The organism is Marinicella marina, from assembly GCF_030065545.1.
GTDB classification, from domain to species: domain Bacteria; phylum Pseudomonadota; class Gammaproteobacteria; order Xanthomonadales; family Marinicellaceae; genus Marinicella; species Marinicella marina.
Genome location: NZ_JASJNC010000007.1, coordinates 122,742 through 147,091 on the forward strand (window position 1 = coordinate 122,742; position 24,350 = coordinate 147,091).

At 43.9% G+C, this 24,350-nt stretch carries 17 protein-coding genes; 9 read left to right on the plus strand and 8 right to left on the minus strand.

The annotated features are described in order from the left end of the window. Positions 1 to 32: 32 nt before the first annotated feature. The 5 genes from hisS to ndk all read right to left on the minus strand — a co-directional run bounded on the left by hisS (position 33) and on the right by ndk (position 4,600). Positions 33 to 1,301: a histidine--tRNA ligase gene (hisS, locus tag QNI24_RS11415; RefSeq protein WP_267176258.1), complete on the minus strand. Its 1,269-nt coding sequence runs from the start codon at positions 1,299 to 1,301 to the stop codon at positions 33 to 35. 90 nt (positions 1,302 to 1,391) lie between these two features. After that, positions 1,392 to 2,327 (minus strand): helix-turn-helix domain-containing protein, encoded by a 936-nt coding sequence (locus QNI24_RS11420; RefSeq protein WP_267176259.1) that lies wholly within the window; start codon positions 2,325 to 2,327, stop codon positions 1,392 to 1,394. A gap of 8 nt (positions 2,328 to 2,335) precedes the next feature. Next, on the minus strand, positions 2,336 to 3,076 hold the full coding sequence (gene pilW, locus QNI24_RS11425; protein WP_267176260.1) for a type IV pilus biogenesis/stability protein PilW: 741 nt from the start codon (positions 3,074 to 3,076) through the stop codon (positions 2,336 to 2,338). Continuing rightward, positions 3,073 to 4,176, minus strand: coding sequence for a dual-specificity RNA methyltransferase RlmN (gene rlmN / locus QNI24_RS11430; protein ID WP_458368001.1), 1,104 nt, complete (start codon positions 4,174 to 4,176; stop codon positions 3,073 to 3,075). The genes pilW and rlmN overlap by 4 nt, the downstream gene beginning before the upstream one ends. A gap of 4 nt (positions 4,177 to 4,180) precedes the next feature. Next, positions 4,181 to 4,600, minus strand: a complete 420-nt coding sequence (gene ndk, locus QNI24_RS11435; protein WP_267176262.1) for a nucleoside-diphosphate kinase — start codon at positions 4,598 to 4,600, stop codon at positions 4,181 to 4,183. 414 nt (positions 4,601 to 5,014) lie between these two features. Here ndk and QNI24_RS11440 point away from each other — a divergent pair, with 414 nt between their 5' ends. From QNI24_RS11440 to QNI24_RS11455, 4 genes are read left to right on the plus strand one after another with little or no spacing between them, the layout of a single operon-like run. Next, entirely contained in the window at positions 5,015 to 5,638 is a 624-nt protein-coding gene (locus QNI24_RS11440; RefSeq protein ID WP_267176263.1) for a TetR/AcrR family transcriptional regulator, read from the plus strand. A gap of 8 nt (positions 5,639 to 5,646) precedes the next feature. After that, positions 5,647 to 7,977: an acyl-CoA dehydrogenase domain-containing protein gene (locus QNI24_RS11445; RefSeq protein WP_267176264.1), complete on the plus strand. Its 2,331-nt coding sequence runs from the start codon at positions 5,647 to 5,649 to the stop codon at positions 7,975 to 7,977. After that, positions 7,967 to 10,333: a 3-hydroxyacyl-CoA dehydrogenase/enoyl-CoA hydratase family protein gene (locus tag QNI24_RS11450; RefSeq protein ID WP_267176265.1), complete on the plus strand. Its 2,367-nt coding sequence runs from the start codon at positions 7,967 to 7,969 to the stop codon at positions 10,331 to 10,333. The genes QNI24_RS11445 and QNI24_RS11450 overlap by 11 nt, the downstream gene beginning before the upstream one ends. A 13-nt stretch (positions 10,334 to 10,346) precedes the next feature. Continuing rightward, positions 10,347 to 11,537, plus strand: a complete 1,191-nt coding sequence (locus tag QNI24_RS11455; RefSeq protein WP_267176266.1) for an acetyl-CoA C-acyltransferase — start codon at positions 10,347 to 10,349, stop codon at positions 11,535 to 11,537. A 70-nt stretch (positions 11,538 to 11,607) separates the two neighbouring features. On the opposite strand, the gene QNI24_RS11460 is transcribed toward QNI24_RS11455, so the two are convergent. Further along, entirely contained in the window at positions 11,608 to 13,761 is a 2,154-nt protein-coding gene (locus QNI24_RS11460; RefSeq protein ID WP_267176267.1) for a pilin, read from the minus strand. Positions 13,762 to 13,919: 158 nt separating this feature from the next. Between QNI24_RS11460 and QNI24_RS11465 the strand changes: the two genes are divergently transcribed. The 3 genes from QNI24_RS11465 to QNI24_RS11475 are packed head-to-tail and all read left to right on the plus strand — an operon-like array spanning position 13,920 to position 18,517. Further along, the gene (locus QNI24_RS11465) at positions 13,920 to 15,872 is read left to right on the plus strand and encodes an acetoacetate--CoA ligase (protein ID WP_267176268.1); all 1,953 of its coding nucleotides are present in this window, start codon (positions 13,920 to 13,922) and stop codon (positions 15,870 to 15,872) included. A gap of 9 nt (positions 15,873 to 15,881) precedes the next feature. Continuing rightward, entirely contained in the window at positions 15,882 to 16,832 is a 951-nt protein-coding gene (locus QNI24_RS11470; protein ID WP_267176269.1) for a helix-turn-helix transcriptional regulator, read from the plus strand. Between the two features lie 32 nt (positions 16,833 to 16,864). After that, positions 16,865 to 18,517, plus strand: a complete 1,653-nt coding sequence (locus tag QNI24_RS11475; protein WP_267176270.1) for a DUF748 domain-containing protein — start codon at positions 16,865 to 16,867, stop codon at positions 18,515 to 18,517. 67 nt (positions 18,518 to 18,584) lie between these two features. On the opposite strand, the gene ppnN is transcribed toward QNI24_RS11475, so the two are convergent. Next, the gene (ppnN, locus tag QNI24_RS11480; protein WP_267176271.1) at positions 18,585 to 19,967 is read right to left on the minus strand and encodes a nucleotide 5'-monophosphate nucleosidase PpnN; all 1,383 of its coding nucleotides are present in this window, start codon (positions 19,965 to 19,967) and stop codon (positions 18,585 to 18,587) included. A 307-nt stretch (positions 19,968 to 20,274) separates the two neighbouring features. Next, positions 20,275 to 20,772, minus strand: a complete 498-nt coding sequence (locus tag QNI24_RS11485; protein WP_283708719.1) for a peptidylprolyl isomerase — start codon at positions 20,770 to 20,772, stop codon at positions 20,275 to 20,277. Between the two features lie 164 nt (positions 20,773 to 20,936). Here QNI24_RS11485 and QNI24_RS11490 point away from each other — a divergent pair, with 164 nt between their 5' ends. After that, positions 20,937 to 23,063 carry a prolyl oligopeptidase family serine peptidase gene (locus QNI24_RS11490; RefSeq protein ID WP_267176272.1) on the plus strand — a complete coding sequence of 709 codons (2,127 nt, stop codon included), beginning with the start codon at positions 20,937 to 20,939 and terminating at the stop codon, positions 23,061 to 23,063. A 24-nt stretch (positions 23,064 to 23,087) separates the two neighbouring features. Continuing rightward, entirely contained in the window at positions 23,088 to 24,350 is a 1,263-nt protein-coding gene (locus QNI24_RS11495; RefSeq protein WP_267176273.1) for an amidohydrolase, read from the plus strand.

Here is a 24,350-nt window from a genome sequence, read left to right on the forward strand (position 1 = left end):
TGATTACTTACCTTTATTATCATCGTATACGATCAAAGCTGATGCAGGAATTCAACCAATTCAGCAAACGTGAATTGCTTTTGACCAAAATCTCTGTCATGCAGTGCTTTCAATGAAAACACACCCTGATTCATTTCTTCTTCACCTATTATTATAGCGAACTGCGCCCCTGATTTATCTGCTTTTTTGAATTGTGATTTGAAAGATGCCTGCCCCATATTGACTGTCATCTTTAATTCCGGCAACTCGTTTCTGATTTGTTCACTCATGGCAATGACTTTTGCATCAGGCACTTGCTTATCTCGAATCAGAAAAACTTGTGTTTGTGGTTCGTTCTGCCACAAATCATGATCTAAAATCAATTCAACCAAACGGTCAACGCCCATAGCAAACCCAGTAGCCGCTGTTGGCTTGCCGCCTTGCATTTCGACCAGTCGATCGTAGCGACCGCCAGCACAAATGGTGCCTTGCGCACCTAAATCATCCGTTATCCATTCAAAAACATTGTGGGTGTAATAATCTAAGCCTCGCACCAATTTTGGGTTGATTTCATAAACCAAACCACAGTCATCAAGAATTTCACACAATTGTTGAAAATGCTGTTGCGATGCATCACTGAGGTAATCTTTAATCATCGGCGCATCAGCTATCAATGCCCTCAGCGCTGGATTTTTTGAATCCAGTATACGCAATGGGTTGGTGTGTAGGCGTTTTTTTGCATCCGCATCCAGTATATCGGCATGTTTTTCAAAATAAGCAATCAATACGTCACGATAGGCGGCACGGCATTCAGCGGTACCCAATGTATTGATTTCGAGTCGCACATTTTTGATGCCCAAACGATCCCACATTTTCTTGGTCATCAATAACAACTCCGCATCCACATCCGGTCCATCAAAACCAAACACCTCTACTCCCACTTGAGAAAATTGGCGGTTTCGACCTTTTTGTGGTTTCTCATAACGGAACATCGGGCAGTTGTACCAAAGCTTTTGTGGGTCATTGAAGATCAGACCATTTTGTAACACCGCTCTGACAGTTGATGCAGTGCCCTCCGGGCGCATGCTGATAGATTCACCTTTACGTGTTTCGAAAGTAAACATTTCTTTTTCAACCACATCGGTGACTTCACCAATGGCTGAATGAAACAAAGCGGTTTTTTCTAGGATAGGAAAACGAATTTCTTGATAACCGTATTGGTTCAGGACGGAAGTAACGATATGCTCTAATTTTTGCCACACCCAAACTTGATCTGGGGTGACATCATACATGCCTCTTAGCCTGGTGATTTTACTGCTCAAAATTCAGCCCTTGCAAAAGAGCGTATTTTATACGAGCAAGACCCAGAGTAACAGCACAGATGATATGAATCTGCTTCCACCCAATGGCGTTCAAGAGTTAGGTGGTAAGGGCCACTCAAAATCAGCCACATCTTTGTTGGTATAAGGTACCAAGTCTATGGTCTGGTTATTGATGGATAAGCTTAATTTTTTGGCATTACCCAATCTGAATTTCAAAGGCTCATCGGCGTTGAATTCTCGCAGACCCGGATTCAACAAATCATGAACGACATTTTCACCTTGTTCGGTTTTGATCGAAACCCAAGCTTGTTCCTGTAAGTCCAAACTGATCTGAAAAACACTGCTATCAAGACTTTGATCAACGGCTGCTTGTTGCCCGTTATCACCACTGACTGGTTCTACCAAATCGACACCTTCACTTTCAATTTCATTTCCAACCCCTTCATTCGGCTCACTTACAACCTCAGCTTCAGATGCTACTGGCTCAACTTGCTCAGCGCTGTTTGTGGTGGTTTGCTTAGGGCCAGTTACTTGTGGAATCAACGAAGAATAAGTGATGGTCTCTTCATCAGCATTGCCATCCTGTGAAATGGTAATGTTTTCAATTTGTCTTGAATCTTGCGGTAACGACCATTTGTCCCAAACGAAATAAAAGCTTAAGTAAAGCATGGCCAAAATCGCCGTACCAACGGCATATTTTCCAAAACTGTTCGACTGACGTTTGACTCTGGCCAGTGGGCTTGCCCCCATGGCATTTGAAGACTTGAGTTGGTGGTGCTCAAGGTACTGACTGGGAATTTGAGCCAATATCAGTTCTGGATCAATCTTCAGTGCCTTGCTGTAATTGGTGATGTGTCCACGTAAGAAAGTAGGTGCACCTAATTTTTCAAATTGACCTGATTCAATGGCTGTCACAAAATCCTTACTGACCTTCATCATTCCAGCCACTGAATCGACTGTCAGTTTTTGTTCTTCTCTGGCTCCCTTCAGATTGTCTAATTGAGGTATTTGGGTTGAATTATTCATTGTGTTTGTTATGATTTTTTCAAATTTCTTAGTTGCGCCAAGTATTGATTGGCAGCCTTGTCATTCCCCATTTTTTTTTCAACTTCATAGGCCACTTTCAAGAGTTTTTCATCCAACTCCGTCAGCCCTTCAAGCCTTTGTATAAAAGCCCTGGCTTTCATACTATCACCTTTACCCGCTGAGACTATAACCATGTTGTACAGGGAAATAGGCATATTAGGGTTAGATTCCAACGCATTCCTGAAATGCTTTTCAGCGGCTTCAGCTTCTCCTGCTTTCATGAGGCACACACCTGCGTTTTCATGAACAGTTTCTGGCGTTTTGTAGAAAGGATTAGCCAGTGTTTTTTTGTAATACTCCACTGCCTCAAGGTATTCACCTGTTTGGCACAAGTAAGTACCGTAATTATTCAAAATAACTGGATCATTTGGCGCATGTTTCACTGATAGTTTATAGTGCCTTTCAGCATCCACCTGTGCATTCATGGCTTTGTAGACAGTTGCTATGCCGGAATGAGCAATGGCTAATCTGGGGTTGTGTGACAACGCCCTTTTGAATTTCTCGATGGCCACATCATAATCCTGACGTTCAAAGTAAGCCACCCCCATTTTCACATTCAACATAGCTGGGCTGTTTTGCGGCTCCGCTTGTGAATCATTTTCTTGGTATTTCCTTGGGCCTGAACCAGTCTGGGCACACCCTAAAATGAATACCATTGATAAGTAGATAACCATCAGTCTGATATTCATGCAACCACCCCCAGTGGTATTTTTTTGATTGTGGCAGAACGGCGTGTTCTGTCCATAAAATCACCTGCCAATTGACCGCATGCAGCGTCGATGTCATCGCCGCGGGTTTTTCTGACCGTGGTGATCAAGCCATGCTTCATACAAATCTCTTTGAACCGTTCAATGTTTTGTGGTTTAGATTGTTTGAATGCGGTTCCTGGAAACGGGTTGAATGGAATTAAGTTAATTTTAGTTGGCAATTGTTTCAACAGCTTACCTAAAGCGTGGGCGTGCTCGGGTAAATCATTCATACCATCAATTAAAGTGTATTCAATGGTGATTCTTGCTTTGCGTTTATTCTGTACAAAGTTTTTACAAGAATCCAGTAATGTAGCGATGTTGTATTTTTTATTCAATGGTACCAGTTGATTGCGCAATTCATCGTAAGGTGCATGCAATGAGATGGCCAATGAAACATCGGCATCTTGATTCAGTTGATTAATATAAGGCACCAAACCTGCGGTACTGACTGTCACCCTTTTGTTAGCAAATCCAAAACCAAAGTCATCGCGCATGATATTCAGCGCTGGCAAAACATTTTTATAATTGGCCAAAGGCTCACCCATGCCCATCATAACAATGTTGGTTATCTTTCGATCTTGTGCTGTGTGGCCAAGTTGCTTGGCTGCCACCCATACTTGGGCGATGATTTCAGCGGTCGTCAGATGACGATTGAAGCCTTGGGCGCCGGTGGCACAAAAAGTACAATTAAGCGTACACCCCACTTGCGATGACACACATAAGGTGCCGCGATTTTTTTCTGGAATGTAGACCGTCTCCACAGCATTGACGTCGTCAACTTTTAACAGCCATTTAACAGTGCCGTCTTTAGAAACTTTTTCGCTGATCATGTCGGGCACTTGAGCGATGTAATCATCAGCCAATTGAGCCCGCAATGTTTTACTGAAATTACTGAAAGCAGCAAAGTCCAATTGCTGCTCACTGTAAATCCATTTCATTGCTTGTGATGCACGAAAACGTTGCTCCCCCATTTCAAGGAACAACGCCTCCAGACCTTGACGGTCGTAATCTAATAAATTAATTGGTGCATCTTTCAAAATATTTTTAACTCAGTTCAATTGATGAAAAAAAGTAAGCAATCTCAACCGCAGCAGTTTCTTCAGCATCAGAGCCATGAACCGCATTGGCATCAATGCTCTCAGCAAAATCAGCGCGTATGGTACCAGCCGCAGCTTCTGCAGGATTGGTGGCGCCCATGATGTCACGATTTTTCTTGATGGCTTCATCGCCTTCTAAGACTTGAATCATCACCGGACCTGAAGTCATGAATTCAACCAAGTCCCCGAAAAATGGACGTTCTTTGTGGACCGCATAAAAACCCTCGGCTTCAGCCTGGCTTAACTGTTTCATTTTAGCCGCGACAATTTTCAAGCCTGCATCTTCAAATCTTTGGTAAATTTGGCCAATGACGTTTTTCGCAACTGCATCGGGCTTGATGATTGATAAAGTTCTTTGTTTAGACATTTTTTACTCCAATTGCGCGTATTTATCAAGTTTTTCTTTTAGAATCTGTAATTTACGCGCCAAATTAAAAAAATAATTTAACTTTAAGACAGTTGGTTTAATGCCCATTTTCAAAGCAGCCAACTTCTTACTCAAAAAAAACTTGCGCATTGTATCAACAATAAGCCACATATTAAACCGCAAATGCCTATTAAATAAGGATTTCAACTGGTTTGACACTTTCCAATCCACCACATCAAATGCAATGCCTATTCAATCTTTATGATATGACAGTTTGACCAATGTCTTGTTGCCGTTTTGCGGGTTGTATCACAACTTTTGAAAATAAGTCACATGCGATTTAAACGACCGTTTGAATTGCTATGAGATATGACATCCTTTACAATGCCATAACTGAAAAATTACAGCGGCATTATGACTACCCTTTCAACCAAAGAAAGAATCTTAAACAGCACTGAGCGTCTGATTGCAGAGCATGGGTTTGCGGAACTCTCAATCCGTAAAATCAGCCTCAAAGCACACACCAATCTAGCAGCTATTAATTACCATTTCGGCAACAAAGAACAACTGATTAACCAAGTTTTGGAACGCCGGCTGAACAACCTGTTTGAAGTCAGAATGAAAATGCTGCACGATTTAAATCAAGGCGATGAGAAACTGGCATGTAATTTGGAACAAATCTTACATGCTTTTATTGCTCCCGCACTTTACATGATCAACGATGAGCACCAGGGTGGTAAAGTATTCATGAAAGTACTGGCCAGGGCTTATGCTGAACAAAGTGATTCTTTACACGAATTATTGGCCAAAAGGTACACCCCCATTATCAAAGAATTTGCTGAGGCCATTCATTTGGCGTGTCCGGAATTACCGCGCGCAACCATTTTTTGGCGTTTTCATTTCATCATTGGCGCATTGACGTATGCAATGGGTGATTTTGGCGCCTCGAGCATGGCTAAACAAATGCCAGAGGCTGAATATTTTAATAAATCTGTTGAAGAGTTGATTCAATTTGCGGTGGCATCACTGACTTCTTAAGCCATGTAATGACCCTTTATTTTCTCACATTATTTCTGCAACTGCTTTTTATCGCTTTTTATCGGCTGCCTTTCTGGCTGTTGTCTGTATTCTGGTTCATCACTCCTTTTATTTGCTACAAACTAAAACTCATAACCAATACCCAAGGCATCATTACCCTTTTTCTGCTGCTTAATATCATCATCATAGGTAACATCACTTACATCAGAAAACTGTTGTTCACCCTGCCATTATTGAGAATTTTCAACAGCAAAGATCGCATCAACTGGCATCAGTTTGAACAAATAGACGATGGTTGGCTGGTCACTGATTTTGAGCAATCCATATACAACGGTCAACCCAATTTTAAATTCAAGCAAGCCACTGATCAGGTCATATCAGCAAGGGCCCAATCATTTGCTGATGATTTGCTGCAGTCACACAGCCATAACATGGTGCAGTTCAGACAACGAATCAAAGCCAGCGACTATGCCGGCATGGCCATCAATGCGCGTTACGGCGGACAGGATTTCAGTCGACACGAATTGGCTCATATAATCAGCCAAATTTCACAACTTGATCCGCTGATGGGCGCCTTCATTGGAATCATTAATACCGAGTCAGTCATCAGCATCATCCAGAGTTATGGAACCAAGGATCAGAAAACCAACTATTTGCCTGACTTTGTAACTGGCAAGAAGCAACCATTCCTTAATACCACATTCTTATACGAATTACTCGAAAATGGCAAATCTTCCATAGAAGGTAGAATTGATATCGAAAGCCACAAAGACCAATCAACCCATGGGATTCGCTTAAGCTTTACAGACATCATCTTATTGGGTACCCCTGACTCGACGGTATTCTACTTGGCGGTTAATTTATCTGATTTTGCTAACGAACTCAGTGACAGAACCAAATTAGGTACGGCCCTGTGTATTTTCGATGCGGATATTGACCGCATTGAAATCAAACAAGGCAATGAAACATACAAAGGCTTGTTTCGTTATTACAGTTGTTCAGCCAATGACATTTTCATCCCATTGAGTCAAATAGTGGGCGGCTTTGACAACGTCAACAAAGGCATCAAACAGATGTACCTCAAACAAGCCTCAGCAGCCAGCATCTGGCCGGCTGCGGTGTCATTACCCATACACAACAGCACCACATATATCTCATGGTATTTTGCACACATTAAAAAACAAAACTCACGTGCACTGCTGAACTATCGCTTGGTAAAAAAACAATTGAATCGCCAGTTCAGTCACCGCCAAAGGTTACAAAGTATTCAGCATATGGCCTTGATCAATGAAGACAATACATTAATGAGTTACTCCAACATTTTGTTCAAAAATTCTGTCTTTGATATCACCATGCATCAACTTTCATGGCTCAGAACTGTGCTGGGCTCACATGCCCACCACATCAAAAGTGAAAATAATTTAAACCAATATTTTCGGGTCAAACACCTCAGTATGGAATTGGATGGCAACAGCCATGAAATCAACCAACTGCCGTTGATGAAAAAAGTGGCACTGTCAGCACACCCTTGGTACAAAAAAGAAGTTGAAGCATTGAACCAGCCACATGTTGACAGCAGCCAATTAGATCATTACCTGTTTAAGCACTTGGGTTACATTGTCAATAACTTGGCTAAAGTATGGGTTCATGCAGTTCGAACTTCTTGGTTGGGACGTTTTATTTGGCGTAAATCAAAACACCAAAACTTGATAAAACGCATGAGCAGCAGTTATGCATTCATTGCTGATTTGGCGTTGATAAAATGGTCTTTAAAGGCTGAAAACAACACTGAATTCACTGGCTACTTGGCACAATGTAACCAACAACTTATCTTGCAAATGGCTGTGCTCAGACAATACCAAAACAACAACGATGATTCAACCAAGTACATTTTAAAACAGTCGATGCGCGACAGTTTTTACTTGAGTCAACAACACATCAATAAATGTATTAACAGTGCCTTCAATCGGTTTGCTGCCTTGATACTTAAAATCATGATTTTCCCACTGGGAAAACCATTTCACCAAGCCAGTTTTGCTGCCCCTGAAAACCTGTCATTGATAGACCCAGATGTGATCAAGCAGTTATCCAAAAATAACCAAGTACTGTCACAAATCGCTGAAGCATCGGAACAGCTCAGCCAAGTACAAAACATCGAACATGCCGTGACCAACGCCACTGGCTTTGCTTTAACTACCAAGAATTACCAAGTTCTGATTGATAGAACCCTCGCTGCTGGCATCATCAGCGTCGAACAATCTGAACAAATCAGAACTGCCTATGATGCCATCCATAATCTTGAACTACTCAACCATTTCGGAAATCAAAATGAAAACTAAAAACATCAGGAAAGTAGCCATACTCGGCGCCGGTGTGATGGGCGCACAAATTGCCGCTCATTTTGCCAATGCCGGAACCCCGGCCATTCTATTTGATCTGGCCGCCAAAGATGGCGACAAGAACGGCATAGTCAACAATGCCCTAAAAACTTTGAAAAAATTGAAACCAGCACCACTTGGAAATGGCTCGGTGTTGTCTTTGATTGAACCAGCGAACTACGAGGATGATCTGGCCAAGCTGAAACAGGCTGATCTGATCATTGAGGCTGTGGCTGAACGCATGGATATCAAAAAGTCCGTCTATGACATGGTCGAAGACTACATCAATGAAGATGCCATTTTTGCCACCAATACATCAGGCTTGAGCATCAATGAATTGGCCACGGTGCTACCTGCTTCATTGCAGTCTAAGTTTTGTGGCGTGCACTTTTTCAACCCGCCCAGATACATGCACTTGGTTGAAATCATCCCGATTGAGTCAACCAGTGAACAAGTAGTCAATGATTTGGAGGCTGTGCTCACCACTGTAGTGGGTAAAGGCGTGATTATTGCCAAAGACACCCCCAACTTCATTGCCAATCGAATCGGTGTGTTTTCTATCGTCTCAACCATGTACCATGGCGCCCAGTTTGGTATCCCATTTGAAACCATAGATGCTTTGACTGGTGTGTTGATTGGCCGACCAAAGTCAGCCACTTTCAGAACCGCCGACGTGGTTGGACTCGATACCTTGGCACACACCATCAACACCATGAAAAATGGTCTGCCAGATGACCCCTGGCATGCCTACTTTGACCAACCTGATTGGATGAGCACACTGATTGAAAAAGGCGCTTTAGGACAAAAATCAGGTGCCGGCGTCTACATGAAAAAAGGCCGTGACATATTAGTTCTTGACACTGAAAAAGGGGAATACCGAGCACAGGATGCAGCCATCGATCCAGCAGTTTTGGACATCATGAAGAAAGGCAAGCCACAAGATCGCCTTAAGGACTTGCATGCACTGAAAGATTCACCACAAGCACAATTTCTTTGGTCAATTTTCCGTGACTTGTTCCATTATTGTGCCACCCAATTGGAACACATTGCTGATACCGCCCGTGACATTGATTTTGCCATTCGCTGGGGCTTTGGTTACGGTCAAGGACCATTCGAAACATGGCAAGCATCCGGTTGGAACCACATCGTATCACTGATTGTTGATGACATTGATGCCGGTAAAACAATGGCTTCATCGCCACTGCCTGCTTGGGTTATGAAAGTCGAAGGCGCGCACGCTGCCGAAGGTTCTTATTCAGCTGCAGAAGCGACTTTTAAACCACGCTCATCGGCTGCTGTATATGAACGCCAATTGTTCCCAGAGCTGTTAATTTCTGAACAAGCCGACTACGGTGAAACCATTTTTGAGGATGACGACATCAGAATTTGGCACCAAGGCGACGAGATTGCCATTGCCAGTTTCAAAACCAAAAAACACATCATTGCTGAAGGTGTACTTAAGGGCTTGAGGAAAGCCGTTAAAATTGCCGAGACAGACTACAAGGGCTTAATTGTTTGGCAGACCGAAGAACCTTTTTCTCTGGGAGCAAATTTGGCCCCCGCTGCGATGGCAATCGCAGATGGACAAGTTGACCAAGTTGAACAATCCGTAGACTTTTTCCAGCAAACATCACAAGCCCTGCGCTTCAGTGCAGTTCCAACAGTTATCGCCACTCGCGGCATGGCCTTGGGAGGTGGTTGTGAATTTTCAATGAGCGCCACTGCTGTGGTTGCAGCTTTTGAAACTTACATTGGTTTGGTTGAGGCAGGTGTTGGGTTATTGCCAGCTGGTGGTGGTTTGAAAGAAATTGCTCGCCGTACAGCTGCTGAAACATTCGGAAATGACCTATACCCCATGTTAGAGCACTATTTCAAGAAAGTGGCCATGGCAGCGGTCGCCGGCAGTGCCGCTGAAGCCAAAGAGATTGGCTTTTTGAAAGCCAATACAGAAGTGGTAATGAATGCCAAAGAAATTTTGTATGTGGCCAAAGCCAAAGTGAATTATTTACATGACAGAGGTTATGTGCCACCAGCCAATGAACAAGCCATCAAAGTCGCTGGTGAACCAGCCATCGCCAACATGGAAATGATTTTGGCTAACATGCTTGAAGGGCACATGATATCAGCCCATGATTATGAAATAGCCAAACGAATTGCAATCGTGATCGCAGGTGGTTATGTTGATGCAGGTTCATTGGTCACTGAACAGTACTTACTCGATCTAGAGCGTAAATACTTCATGGAATTGATTCAAATGCCGAAAACATTGGCCCGAATTGAACACACCCTAAAAACCGGCAAGCCATTACGTAACTGATAGGAGAATTAGAATGAAACCAGTATATATTGTAGAAGCTGTTAGAACGCCTATCGGAAAAGCACCCCGTGGCATGTTTAACAAAACCCGCCCAGATGACTTATTGGCAAGGTGTCTGACTGAAATCATCGGTAGAAACCCAACTTTTGACCCACAATCCATTGGTGATGTGGTCATCGGCTGTGCCATGCCAGAAGCAGAACAAGGCATGAACGTGGCGCGTATCGCGGCACTACTGGCCGGCTTGCCTGAAAGCGTGCCTGCCATGACCATCAACCGCTTTTGTTCATCGGGCATCCAAGCGGTGGCGATTGCGGCACAACAAATTGCCACCGGCCAAATGGATGCTGCCATTGCTGGCGGCACCGAAAGCATGAGCATGGTACCCATGATGGGACACAAAATTGCCATGAACCCAGCTGTGTTTGCTGAAGACTCAGATGACGTGGCCATTGCTTATGGCATGGGCATCACAGCAGAAAAAGTCGCTGAACAGTGGGAAGTCTCACGACAGGCTCAAGATGAGTTCGCAGTTGAAAGTCACAAGCGGGCAATCAATGCCATTAAAAATGGTTATTTTGATGACGAAATCGTGCCCATTGAAGTGACCAGCAAACAACCAGATTTGGCCAATGCAGGAAACACCGTGACCACTCGTGTGGTTGATACGGATGAAGGCCCAAGACCAGGTTCAACACCTGAGACCTTAGCCAAATTACGTCCTGTATTCCGTATGGGCGGTTCAGTGACCGCTGCCAACTCATCACAGATGTCAGATGGCGCTGGTGCGCTGCTGTTGTGTAATGAGGAAGTCCTCAAACGTGATAACCTCACCCCAATCGCCATGTTCCACGGTTTTTCTGTGGCAGGTGTGCCACCAGAAATCATGGGTATTGGTCCAATCAAGGCAATACCAAAAGTATTGAGCCTGACGGGTATCAAGCAAGATGATCTGGACTGGATTGAGCTGAATGAAGCTTTTGCAGCACAGTCATTGGCGGTGATTGGCGAATTGGGCTTGGATACTGAAAAGGTCAACCCCAATGGCGGTGCCATAGCTTTGGGCCATCCCTTAGGCGCTACTGGTGCTTGTCGTGCGGCCACAGCCATTCATGGTTTGCGCCGAACTGGTGGCAAATACGGCATGGTCACCATGTGTATTGGTACCGGCATGGGCGCTGCAGGTGTGATCGAAGCCTTGTAATGCGCTCACCATAGCCAGCAACAAAAAAGGCCGCAATCGCGGCCTTTTTTAATGATTTATCTACCTTTAATCAATACTTACAGCTACTAGGCAAATAGGCATCTTTAAATGTGGCGTAACAAATCCAATTAATATAGCCTGTCTCGAACAAAGGCTCTAAATACAATTCATCATCCTCACTGAAACTGTCATCTACCGCACCCATGTTAATTACTATCATGCCAGTTTCTTGGTCAATGTAATAATCTAATTCAGGTTGGTAAAACTCATCCTCAACACCAGCAAATGTTTCAGCATCAAACTCATCAACAACCATCATCCTTTCGGACAATATGACTTTAAGCCCAGATGCCAATGACAATTGCTCAATGACTTTGGCTCTGATGGTGTAATCCTTATAAGCTGGAATGGCTGTCGCCGCCAACACACCAATGACTGCTAACGTCGTTATTCCACCTTCTGCAGATACAAGAGGTTCCAACAATGAATACTCATACCCAAACTTAAAACTCACTTTCTCTGCGTCAGCTGATAACGATAAATTCAAACGACCATGCTCAGGTAAATTCAATTGATCAGCAGTGGGTAAGGCAAATAGGTCAACTTCAACCTGAGCCAAGTCACCCATGGCTTGAATGATTTGTAAATAATAATGGTACATATCTTGCGGCAAATCTTTGACGTCTTTACCATAAGCAAACATCGCACCGTCCCAATCCCCTCCCTGATTGCTTTCTAGCCATTGCGATAGTTTGATTGGCTTGTTGTGATTTTTTTTCATGGCCAAAACTTGCGGCACCCGGCTCATGTAAGTCACATCATTTTCCTCGAACCAGTACACATGATCCTTAAACACATTGAGAAATTTTTGAATTTCTTTGGCATCAGCCGGTAATTCAGTTTGTTGTTCAAACAGCTTTCGGTAAATTGAAAAGTGTGCCTGCATGATTTCAACACCCTCAAGATTTTGACTGGACGCATCTATTTTGAAATAGTCATAAAAACTTTCATCGATGCGATCTCTTAATGCTTTATTTTTGGTCTTCATGGCAATCCAAGATCCCGAATCATCTTTGACCATGAAAACCTGTTGATAATAAGCATCTAAAAGGTCATAAAAATCAAAACCCAAGTCTTCACCCATTTTTTTCCAAACAGCCATTTGTTTGCGGTCTGAATCGGTGAGCTTTTCTTCAAGTTTTAAAGTTTCAATGATGTGCTTCACTTGCTCAGATGTGGGAAGGGTTAATTGAAAAACGGAACGTGGTTGGCCAGCAATGTTCACATCAAACCAATCTTGCGGTGTCGGCAGCATTTTTCGCCAACCCGTCTCTGGCATCATGGCATGCACTGCGAAGGCCGATTGGCCAAGATTTGATTCAAACCCTGCCCATATGTGAGTTAACTGATCCAAGCCCAATTCAGTAATCAATTGTTTTTGCTCAGGCGGCACAAATGCCCCACCCAATTGATACATCCGAGCCGGTGCCAACCACATCTTCATGTTTAAACCGCTGGGATCAGCCTGTTGGTTCAGTTTTAAAATCGCTGAGGATTGATTAGCATCGGCTCCATTCCACAAAGCAGCCAGTTTTTCTTGTTTGGCACCCATACCCCCATAAACCAGTAATTGACCGGTCGTCTCATCAAACTGTATCAAGGCTGGAAATTGCCCTGTCTTAAATGACCAGATGTTTTTATTATCAATTTGTTCTAACAAAAAACTCGGATCAATCGCTGTCATCAAGGCTTTAATCTCCGCAATTAATTGATCTGCTTTGATGTTTTTTAAGCGAGTGCCTACGGCAACAGTGGGTAACAATGCCGATGGCGAATAATTAATTACCGCCAACTCAATAGAAGTGGCTGTATTTTCCACCAACAGAGAACCTAAAGAATGGTACTGACTTGGTAAATATTCAAAATAACTGCTTTTGAACCCTTGTTTGATTTGCTCAACTTGTTGTTGGTGAGCGGGCAATTCTTGAACCTTATGCAAGGCATCCGCTTTGGCATCAAACAAATAATTCCAAGGTGTAGGCAGATTGAAATAAGCCACTGTTTCAGGTGGTAAATGCTGACTTAACCAGGCGGTTTTCAATGTTTCTAATTCATAAGATGGCGAGTCACGCAACACCGCTGTGTTTTGGTTTTCATTGTCACAACCGCTGATGAAAACAACGATCACCAATGCCAACATGAGGAGTCCTTTGGGTTTGCCCATATTATTTATCCTTTTCATACAAAAGATTGGATTATACAGCCTATCTCAGCTTGAAATAAGCATGCTGTTGTATGTCTGCATTAATTGATAAATATTAATATTAAAACTCGTGCCACATTCTTGTTAAAATCTGAACTTTAATCATGCAATCGCCTACCATGTCAGACCCAATTATTTGGCAACCTACCACTGAACAGTTAGCCGGCACTCAGCTGACTCAATTTACCCAAATGCTAGAAAATCAGCACGGTTTAACATTCAATAATTATGCTGAATTACATAATTTTTCAGTGACCAATCGAGCTGCTTTTTGGCGTGCGGTGATTGATTTCTGCGGCGTCATTTACCACCAAGAAGCCACCACAGACTTACTTGATGACGGGCATATGATTGATGCAGAGTGGTTCAAAGGCATGACTTTGAATTTCGCGGAAAATTTATTGCGTCATGTGGGTGATGATGAGGCCATCATCTTTGAGTCCGAATCAGGTGAAGTGCAGTCCTACAGCTTCAATCAAATACGCCGCCAAGTGGCACAAGTCCAACAACAACTCAAAAACTGTGGTGTTGGTGTTGGCGATCGGGTCGCTGGTTTCATGCCTAACTTGCCAGAAACCATCATTTGTATGTTAGCAACCACCTCAATCGGTGCCGTCTGGTCATCCACTTCACCTGATTTTGGCATCAATGGCGTGGTCGATCGTTTTGGACAGATAGAACCCAAAATTTTATTCACCGCCAATGCTTATGAGTACAACGGCAAAACACATGACTGTCTGGCTAAAGTGGAGCAAATCAACGCACAAATCAGCAGCATTGAACATACCGTGGTGATTGAATTCATCGAATCAGAGCAAAGTTTGCCACCTTCTTGTGTGTCTTTAAGCGAGTGGCTGGTGGACACTGATCCTGACAGGAATTTAATTTTTGAACCTGTGCCATTTGATCATCCTCTGTATATATTGTACTCGTCTGGCACCACTGGCAAACCAAAATGTATCGTACACCGCAGCGGCGGCATTCTGCTTCAACACCTCAAGGAATTGATGCTACATGGCAATGTAGCAGAACACAAAAGGCTGTTCTATTTCACCACTTGTGGCTGGATGATGTGGAATTGGATGGCCTCGACCTTGGGCACGGGCGCCAGTTTGGTGCTGTTTGACGGCTCACCTTTTTACCCTGATGGCAACCGCTTATTTGACCTGGTAGAAAAACACAAAATCACCCACTTTGGCACTTCAGCCAAGTGGATTTCAGCAGTTGAAAAAGCCGGCATTAAACCGAGCAATACACATCAGCTTGATGATTTGGAGACAATCTTCTCAACAGGTTCACCGTTGCAGCCCGAGAGCTTTGAATACATTTACCGCGATGTGAAGCAAGATGTTTGTTTGTCCTCTATTTCTGGCGGAACAGATATTTGTTCGTGTTTTGCATTAGGCAATGCCAACTTGCCAGTCTATAGCGGTCAACTCCAATGTTTGGGTCTGGGTATGTCAGTCAAGGTCCTTGATGATTCAAAACAAGCTGTTATTGGCACCCCAGGAGAACTGGCTTGTGATGCGGCATTTCCTTCCATGCCCATCTATTTTTGGCAAGATCCTGAGCATGAAAAATACAAAGCAGCCTATTTTGATAAATACGACAACATCTGGTGCCATTCAGACCGCGCCGAAATCACTGCTGAAGGCGGCATGATTATTTATGGTCGCTCAGATACCACACTCAACCCGGGCGGTGTTCGCATCGGAACGGCTGAAATATACCGTCAGGTTGAGGCTTTGCCAGAAATCACCGAATCAATTGTGGTTGGCCAAGAATGGGACGATGATACCCGGGTGATTTTGTTTGTGGTGTTACAGCAAGGTCATGAACTGGATGATGCCTTGGTACAAAAAATCAAAACCACCATTCGCCAAAATACCACGCCCAGACATGTACCGGCAAAAGTTTTGTCAGTGTCAGAAATCCCCAAGACCATCAGCGGTAAAATAGTTGAAGTCGCTGTTCGTGATGTGATTCACGGCAAGCGCATTGCTAATACGGATGCCCTGGCCAACCCTGAATCATTGAAACTTTACAAAGACCTGCCAGAACTTAAACATTGAATCATCGCTATGAAAAAGATTGAACGCATTTATTTACTCGACAGCATCTTGAAACAGCGCAGGTCACCGATTTCTGTAGATGCCTTGAAAGAACGCTTGGAATGCTCTCAAGCCACAGTCTATCGCATCATTGCCACCATGCGAGATGAATTCAATGCGCCGATTGAAACCAATGAACAAGGTGTTTTTTATCCTCGAGACGCGGCCTTTGATTTACCCGGCATCCGTTTAAGTGCCGAGGAAACGCAAGGCTTACTGATGGCAGCACATTTACTGGAGGATTTGCAGTCAGACTCTTTACAAAAACCGATGCAGCGGATTATTGAGAACATTGATAAAGTATTGTCACAGAAAGGCATCGCCAATCGGCGCCTGATCCAAATCATTCCAGCATTATCAAGACAACCCAAAGCCGCTGTGTTTCAAGCCATCATGTCAGCATTACAGGCCGATAAGAAGCTTAAAATCTCATACAAAACCAGAGGCAAAAACGAGATCACTGAACGCTTGGTTTCACCACAACGACTGACCAGCTACCGCAACGCCTGGTACCTGGATGCTTGGTGCCACCTGCGTGAGGACATCAGGTTATTTGCCTTGGAACAGATTCAGGCAATCAGCCCAGACATTGAACAGTCTAAAAAGCTCAGCCCGGAACAATTGCGCTCACATTACGCCGACAGTTACGGCATTTTTTCCGGACAAATGAAGTCAACCGCAGTGATTAAAATTAACACCACACAAGCGCCTTGGACGGTTTTTGAACACTGGCACTCAAAACAACAAATGAGCCGAATAGATGATGAGCATATGCTGTTAAAGATACCCTACAACGACCCCAGAGAGCTGATTGCTGATGTGATGCGTTTGGGTACCGCAGCACAAATAACCGAGCCACCTCAACTACAACAATTAATTACCCAAGAATTAAAAAATGTCTTGGCGCAGTACCAAAACTAAGGCTGCCACATTTGAAACAAACAACGCATGTCATGAAATCCAGTTTTTATCAGCGTAAGAAGAAATGGCTGATGCTGTTGGTGATGCTGCTTTTGCTCTATGCACTGTTGGGCTATTTTTTATTGCCAAAACTCATCACCCAACAACTGAAAAAGCAACTCAATGCCACCTATTCAATGCAAATTGATGTGGCGCAAGTACGCTTTAATCCTTTCACTTTCAATACCGAATTGGTAGACATGAAGCTGACTGATTTGAATAGCCATGTCTGGTACCAAAGTGACTCTGCAAGCATTGATTTTGATCCCACTCAACTGATCACAGGTCAATGGCGTTTCTCAGCGCTGCAGCTGAATGGTATTGTGATTGATGTAGCTACTGATAGTACCGGCAAAGTAACCAGCCCTGCCCTGCCAGAAGCGATTGAACCAGCAGCAACATCTGAGCTGGTCGATTTTGCAATCAGTAACATCGTCATTAAAAATGGTCGAATCAATGTACAAGCAGATCACATCAAACAAAATTATGCGGTGACTTTGCAGGACATACAAATTGAATCAGAGCAGTTTGTAATGACTGACAAAGACAGCACATTTAAGCTCAGCATCAGCACTGAAAAAGGTGAGGAGATGATTTTTAATGGCAGCTTCAACTTCCTCAATCAACACATAATGAGTCAATTCACCCTCAACGATGTGTTGGCACAAAGTATCAATGACATACTACCAGACGAAGCGTTATTAGACATCCAGTCAGGCCTGATTGTTGCTCAAGGTTTTATCGATTGGCAGTTCGAATCAAAACCCAACATAAGGCTGGACTCAATCACATTTAAAGACATTGCTGCTGCTTGGCAACCCGGCATAACCATAAATGGCTTTCAAGCCAACCTCGAGACTGTCTCTATCGACACCGAAAACAATCAAATCGAAATTGAATCTATCACTTCAACGGCGGCTGATTGGCAAGTTTCACTGCCTTTGAATGATGCCTTTGATAACCAAAGCGCCACCGAAACAACTCCACGAGAACAAACATGGACGGTGAATGTAGGACAAATCAAAGCCAGTAACTGGCCCATTACATGGCAGATACAGTCACAGCCATTGAATAGCAAAATGTTGCAGTTTGAAGCCATCGGCTTCAACAACAGTGCTCCATTCAATTGGCAAGCCGATTTCAAACTCACCGCCGATGAGGCTCGTCTCAGACTTAACAGCCAATCAAACCTCGTTCCATTGAATATCAAAACTGACCTTGAACTCAGCACATTGAATCTCAAAACCATGCAGCCCTGGATGCAGCCACTCAGTGATTGGCAGTTCACTCAAGGCATTTTAAACACCCAACAACAGCTCTCATTCGATGGCAGTGAACTGATGATGCAAGGCAAACTCAACATCGAGCAAGGCATGATTTTCAACGACATAACGCAAGCGACTGCTCAATGGCAACTGCTAGAAATCGCTGCTGTAAGCGCATCCAGCCTTTCTCAGGCGATTATTTTTGACCAAATCAGCATAGACAGCGCCTCAGGTATGCTGCCCGATGTGCCAGCCAGTGACCAAATAGCAGACATGGAGTCCGTCTCAACTGTTGACCTTGACCCAGACAGATCAAAAACAAACAGCGATGGCTGGAGCATCCAAATTGGTGACATTAACTACACCGACAAAAAGTACTGAAGTTTCTTTCTTGGGCATGAAAAAACCCGAGACACGCTCGGGTTTTTTTTGGTTGTTTAGGGTGAGGTTACTTGACCACTTCAAATACCGGGGTGTAGACACTGCCTGGTAGCTTCATGCGTTTTTGCGCAATGAATGACTGCAGTAAGTCATCCAGCTTTTCCATCAGGGCATGGTCACCATTGATTTGGTAAACACCTTTCTCTTTGATCTGTTGTACCCCAAATTCCTTGACATTGCCGGCCACAATGCCTGAAAAAGCACGGCGCAACGATGCCGCCAATTCCTCAATCGGACGATCTGGGTGCAAAGCCAAGCCAGCCATATTTTCATGTGTTGGCAAGAAGGGAAACTGGAATGAGCTGTCAATGTGCAAACCCCAATTGAAGTAGTAGGAAATTTTATTCTTGGTTCGATACAGCTTCACTGCATCTAAACCTGCCATCATCTTGATTGCGACTTCCTCTGGATCATCAATAATAATCTCATACAAGTCAGCCACCTCATCTCCCAAAGCAAAACGAATGAACTCATCAATTTTATGAAAATAATCTGCCGACTCTTTGGGGCCAGTCATGATGAATGGGAAGGGTACGTCTTTGTTCTTTTCGTTGGCTAAAATACCAATCAAATAAAGGATTTCCTCAGCCGTACCGACACCACCTGGAAAGACAATGATGCCGTGCCCCAAACGCACAAATGCCTCTAATCGCTTCTCAATGTCCGGCATGATCACCAAGTGATTGACAATCGGGTTAGGCGCTTCAGCAGCAATGATTCCAGGTTCTGTTAAACCAATATATCGACCGTCTTTAATTCGTTGTTTGGAATGGCCGACAGTGGCGCCTTTCATGGGCCCCTTCATGGCGCCGGTACCACATCCGGTACAGATATGCGCACCACGTAATCCTAAGTGGTAGCCAATATCTTTGGTGTATTGATACTCTACGCGATTGATTGAATGACCGCCCCAACACACCACTAAATTGGGTTCTGCACCAAACTGGTGCACTTCACCACGGCGCAAAATTTCAAACACAAAATTGGTGATATCAAATGATTGAGTTAAATCGTAATTACCTTCGCCTTTCTCAGTGCTTTGAAACACAATATCTCGCAAAACCGAAAAAATGGAGTCACGGATACCTGATATCATTTTGCCATCTACAAAAGCTTGTGCTGGCGCATTTTCAAAACGCAGATGAATGCCACGTTCACGTGGAATCAAGGTCACTTCAAAATCAGGATAACGTTCCAATACCGCCATGGCATCATCCTCTTTGGCATCACAATTCAATACCGCCAAACAGCATTTCCTGAACAATTCATGGACGCCGCCTTTACCGACCTCCATCATTTTATTGACTTCCTCTTGAGACAGTAATGTCATGCCGCCAGTGGCAGCAATGGTTGTTTTGGGTATTACTTTTAAATTATTTATGTTGTTCATTTACTTTCCTTTTTTATTATTATTAGTATATTTCTTCGTTTCAATCAGAGTCACTTAATCATGACGATTGTGCATCATCATTAATGGGTGAATCGATTCAATTCTTATACGGAGGTTCCGTGGGTCGATGAAGCCACTACAGCCTCAACAACGATACGACCAAGCAGCATATAAAATGTCTGTGTCGTTTTGACTAAAAAGCCAGCATGTATGCTGGCTTCTGTAGAATGACCCTATTATACCGCTAAGTCACTGTAAGTGCCAACGGCCTGAAAAAAGTCAAATTAATCCATTTAATGGGTGGTGCTTAGATGTGCTCATTCCATGCTTTGACACGATCTGCCTGGGCTGTTAATAATGCCTCAACATCACCACTGACTTCAATGGTTTTGATTTCATCGCCACCTACAATGGCATTGACAACGGCTTGGTCTTCTGCTGAAACCACTTCGCCAAATACTGAGTGCTTGCCATCCAACCAAGGGGTAGCCACATGAGTCACGAAGAACTGGCTGCCATTGGTGCCTGGACCAGCATTGGCCATAGATAATATACCTGGCTTGTCATGCTTCAGTGATGCATCAAACTCATCCTCAAATTTATACCCTGGACCACCAGTACCCGTACCAATGGGACAGCCGCCTTGGACCATGAAATCAGGGATGACTCGGTGGAATGACAAATCATTGTAAAAACCCTGTTGTGCTAAATTGACGAAGTTAGCTACTGTAATGGGTGTTTTGTCATCAGTTAAGTTGATGTTGATGTCGCCTTTGTTGGTTTTAATCACTGCTTTTATGGCCATAAGAATTTTTCTCTGAAATTAAAAACCTTTATATGGTAGTTAAATTGGCGTAATTCAAGCCAGTAATAGTGATGAAATCAACCACTTTAAAACGTATAATGATTGTTTGTTATTAACTTAGGGCCACCCGACCAGGATAATGTCCCGCTTTTTAGAGGATTGTAATGATTAAAAAGATAAACCTTCTTGTTTTGGTGGCCTTGCTGGCAGCCTGTTCACAACAAGTTCAAAATACCCAGAATGATGCCCGACAAAACAATGTAGCAACCCATGCAGATGATCCTTTTCTGTGGCTGGAAGAAGTCGATGGTGAAAAAGCCATCGAATGGGTCAAAGCCCGCAATGAAACATCATTAGAAGTGCTTGAAAACCACCCAAAATTTGACACTTTGTACGAAACCAATACAGCCATTTACAACTCAAACGAACGCATCCCTTATGTCAGTCAGATGAATGGCTATTTGTATAATTTTTGGCGTGATGCCACCCATGTCAGGGGTTTGTACCGCAGAACCACACTGGCTGAGTACCAAAAAGATGAGCCCGAGTGGGAAACAGTCTTAGACGTTGACGCTTTGGCCACAGCAGATGATGAGAATTGGGTTTATAAAGGCATGTCATGTCGCTATCCAGTGTACGATCGTTGTTTGGTGAACTTATCTCGAGGCGGTGCAGATGCCACCGTGGTCAGAGAGTTTGACCTGGAAAGCAAATCCTTTGTTGAAGGTGGTTTCTATCTGCCAGAGGCCAAGAGCTCTGTGACTTGGGTTGATTTAAATACCTTGATGGTTGGCAGCGACTTTGGCCCAGACAGCATGACTGACTCTGGCTACCCCAAAATCACCAAATTATGGCAGCGCGGCACCCCGTTAAGCAGCTCCCCGACTATTTTTACAGGTGAGCAAAGTGACGTAGGCATCTGGCCAACAGTGTTGTATGATGGCGATGAAGGTTACCGTTTTGTCATCCAAGCTGACAGTTTTTACACCCGAACGTGGCATGTTTTGGATGAAAACAACCAAAGCAAAGCCCTTGATGTGCCAAATGACATTGGGGTTTCAGGATTAATTGATGGTCAAGCCATATTTGAACTGAAGTCAGACTGGCAACCCGCTGATACAGCATTCAAACAAGGTGATTTAATCGCCATAGACTTCAGTGATTTGTTGGCAGGCAGTCGTGATTTTGTTGCCATCATGCAACCGGATGACAATACTTCTATCAGCTCCGTATCCACCAGTAAAAACTATGTACTGGTCAACACCCTAAAAGATGTCAGCAGCGTCATTTATCAAATGAGCTACGAGCAAGGAACATGGCAAACCCAAACCATGGATTTGCCTCAGTTTGGGGCCATGTCAATTTCAGGAACCAGTGATAAGAATGACGATGTATTTATTAATTACAGTAACTACCTGACACCCTCTACTTTGTATTACTACAATGCAGCGAAGCAAGAATCCAAAGCAATTAAATCGTTACCTGCCATGTTCGATAAAACAGGCTTAACAGTTGAACAACACTTTATGGTAGCTGAGGATGGCGTGAAAGTACCGTACTACCTAATCCGCAAGGAAGACCTGGAATACAATGGCAAAAACCCAACGATTCTTTATGGCTATGGTGGCTTTGAAGTGTCGATGCGACCCAATTACTCCAGCACAGTAGGTACCAACTGGTTAGAAGATGGCGGTGTTTATGTGGTCGCCAATATCCGTGGCGGCGGCGAATATGGCCCGGCTTGGCACCAAGCTGCTTTAAAAGAAAATCGCCATGTGGCATTCAACGATTTCATCGGCGTGGCAGAGGATTTGATTGCCAGAAACATCACTTCACCAGAGCATTTGGGTATAGTGGGTGGCTCCAACGGTGGCCTGTTAGTTGGCGCTGTTTACACCATGCGTCCTGATTTATTCAATGCGGTGGTTTGTGCTGTGCCTTTATTGGATATGAAACGTTATAATAAATTATTAGCCGGTGCCAGTTGGATGGCTGAATACGGTAATCCTGATATACCTGAGGAGTGGGCCTACATCAAAACATATTCGCCATACCACAACTTAAAAGCCAATGAAGACTATCCAAAAGTGTTTTTTACCACCTCAACCAGAGATGATCGGGTGCACCCTGGCCATGCCAGAAAAATGGCTGCACTGATGGAATCAATGGGTCATGATTATTTTTACTATGAAAACATAGAGGGTGGCCATGGCGGCGCCTCCAACAACAACCAGGCAGCTTACTTACAAGCCCTCAGGTACAGTTATTTTTGGCATCAATTGGCACCTTAACCCCAACAAAAAGAGAGAACATACATGAAAAAATTATTATTTATTTTATTGGCTATCAGCCCAATGGGTGTGATGGCTGACATACAGCAGGACATCATTGATATTGAAAGTAAAATGCTCGAGTGGCGTCGTCATTTACATCAAAACCCTGAATTAAGTAACCGTGAATTCAAAACAGCGGCCTACATCGAAAAACACTTGAAAGCATTGGGTCTAGAAGTAAAAACGGGTGTGGCGCATACCGGCTTGGTTGCCTTCCTCGAAGGTGGCAAACCAGGGCCTTTACTGGCACTGCGAGCTGATATGGACGCACTGCCGGTTACAGAGCAGGTTGATTTGTCTTTTGCCTCTAAAGTGACCACCGAATACCGCGGTGAGACCACTGGCGTGATGCATGCCTGTGGACATGACACCCATGTGGCAATTCTGATGGCAGCAGCCGAAATATTCACCAAAAACAAAGCCGACTTGGCTGGTTCTTTGATGTTTATTTTCCAACCAGCCGAGGAAGGTGCTCCAGGTGATGAGGAAGGTGGAGCTGAGTTGATGCTGGCAGAGGGTTTATTCAATGACAGAAAACCTGAGGCCGTTTTTGGCTTGCATGTTACATCTAACATGAACAGCGGCATTGTTGGCTTCAGAAAGGGCCCATCAATGGCTGCAGTGGATGATTTTGAATTGAAGGTGATTGGTCGACAAGCACATGGTTCAAGACCATGGAGCGGTATCGATCCGATTGTGACTTCAGCACAAATCATAAACTCAGTCCAAACCATCGTTTCACGCCGCACTGATGTCACCAAAGCGCCTGCAGTGGTTTCTTTCGGCGCCATCAAAGGTGGTATCAGAAACAACATCATTCCTGATGATGTGACCATGGTTGGTACCATCAGAAACTTTGATATGGGTATCAGAGATGACATCCACCAACAACTGGGCAAAATTGTTAATCATGTCGGTCAGGCCAATGATGCCGACATAGAATTTAAAATCAATGAAGGCTATCCGGTGACCGTCAACGACCCAGAATTGGGGGAAAAAATGCTGCCTTCTTTGCACCGCGTTTTTGGCGCGCAAAATGTAATTGACCCGGGCCTGATTACGGGTGCTGAAGATTTTTCTTATTTCGCGAATGAGGTGCCAGGCATGTTTTTCTTTATGGGTGTAACCCCTCAAGACCAAAACCCACTTGAAGCACCAACCAACCATTCACCGCACTTTTATGTTGAGGAAACAGCTTTACTCAACGGCGTGAAGGCTTTTGTACAACTGGTCAACGATTACTGA

Coding starts and splice junctions, on each gene's coding strand:
- QNI24_RS11420 (WP_267176259.1), bottom strand. CDS start 2,327: ATGAATAATTCAACCCAAATACCTCAATTAGACAATCTGAAGGGAGCC.
- pilW (WP_267176260.1), bottom strand. CDS start 3,076: ATGAATATCAGACTGATGGTTATCTACTTATCAATGGTATTCATTTTA.
- ndk (WP_267176262.1), bottom strand. CDS start 4,600: ATGTCTAAACAAAGAACTTTATCAATCATCAAGCCCGATGCAGTTGCG.
- QNI24_RS11440 (WP_267176263.1), top strand. CDS start 5,015: ATGACTACCCTTTCAACCAAAGAAAGAATCTTAAACAGCACTGAGCGT.
- QNI24_RS11445 (WP_267176264.1), top strand. CDS start 5,647: ATGACCCTTTATTTTCTCACATTATTTCTGCAACTGCTTTTTATCGCT.
- QNI24_RS11450 (WP_267176265.1), top strand. CDS start 7,967: ATGAAAACTAAAAACATCAGGAAAGTAGCCATACTCGGCGCCGGTGTG.
- QNI24_RS11455 (WP_267176266.1), top strand. CDS start 10,347: ATGAAACCAGTATATATTGTAGAAGCTGTTAGAACGCCTATCGGAAAA.
- QNI24_RS11460 (WP_267176267.1), bottom strand. CDS start 13,761: ATGGGCAAACCCAAAGGACTCCTCATGTTGGCATTGGTGATCGTTGTT.
- QNI24_RS11465 (WP_267176268.1), top strand. CDS start 13,920: ATGTCAGACCCAATTATTTGGCAACCTACCACTGAACAGTTAGCCGGC.
- QNI24_RS11470 (WP_267176269.1), top strand. CDS start 15,882: ATGAAAAAGATTGAACGCATTTATTTACTCGACAGCATCTTGAAACAG.
- QNI24_RS11475 (WP_267176270.1), top strand. CDS start 16,865: ATGAAATCCAGTTTTTATCAGCGTAAGAAGAAATGGCTGATGCTGTTG.
- ppnN (WP_267176271.1), bottom strand. CDS start 19,967: ATGAACAACATAAATAATTTAAAAGTAATACCCAAAACAACCATTGCT.
- QNI24_RS11485 (WP_283708719.1), bottom strand. CDS start 20,772: ATGGCCATAAAAGCAGTGATTAAAACCAACAAAGGCGACATCAACATC.
- QNI24_RS11490 (WP_267176272.1), top strand. CDS start 20,937: ATGATTAAAAAGATAAACCTTCTTGTTTTGGTGGCCTTGCTGGCAGCC.
- QNI24_RS11495 (WP_267176273.1), top strand. CDS start 23,088: ATGAAAAAATTATTATTTATTTTATTGGCTATCAGCCCAATGGGTGTG.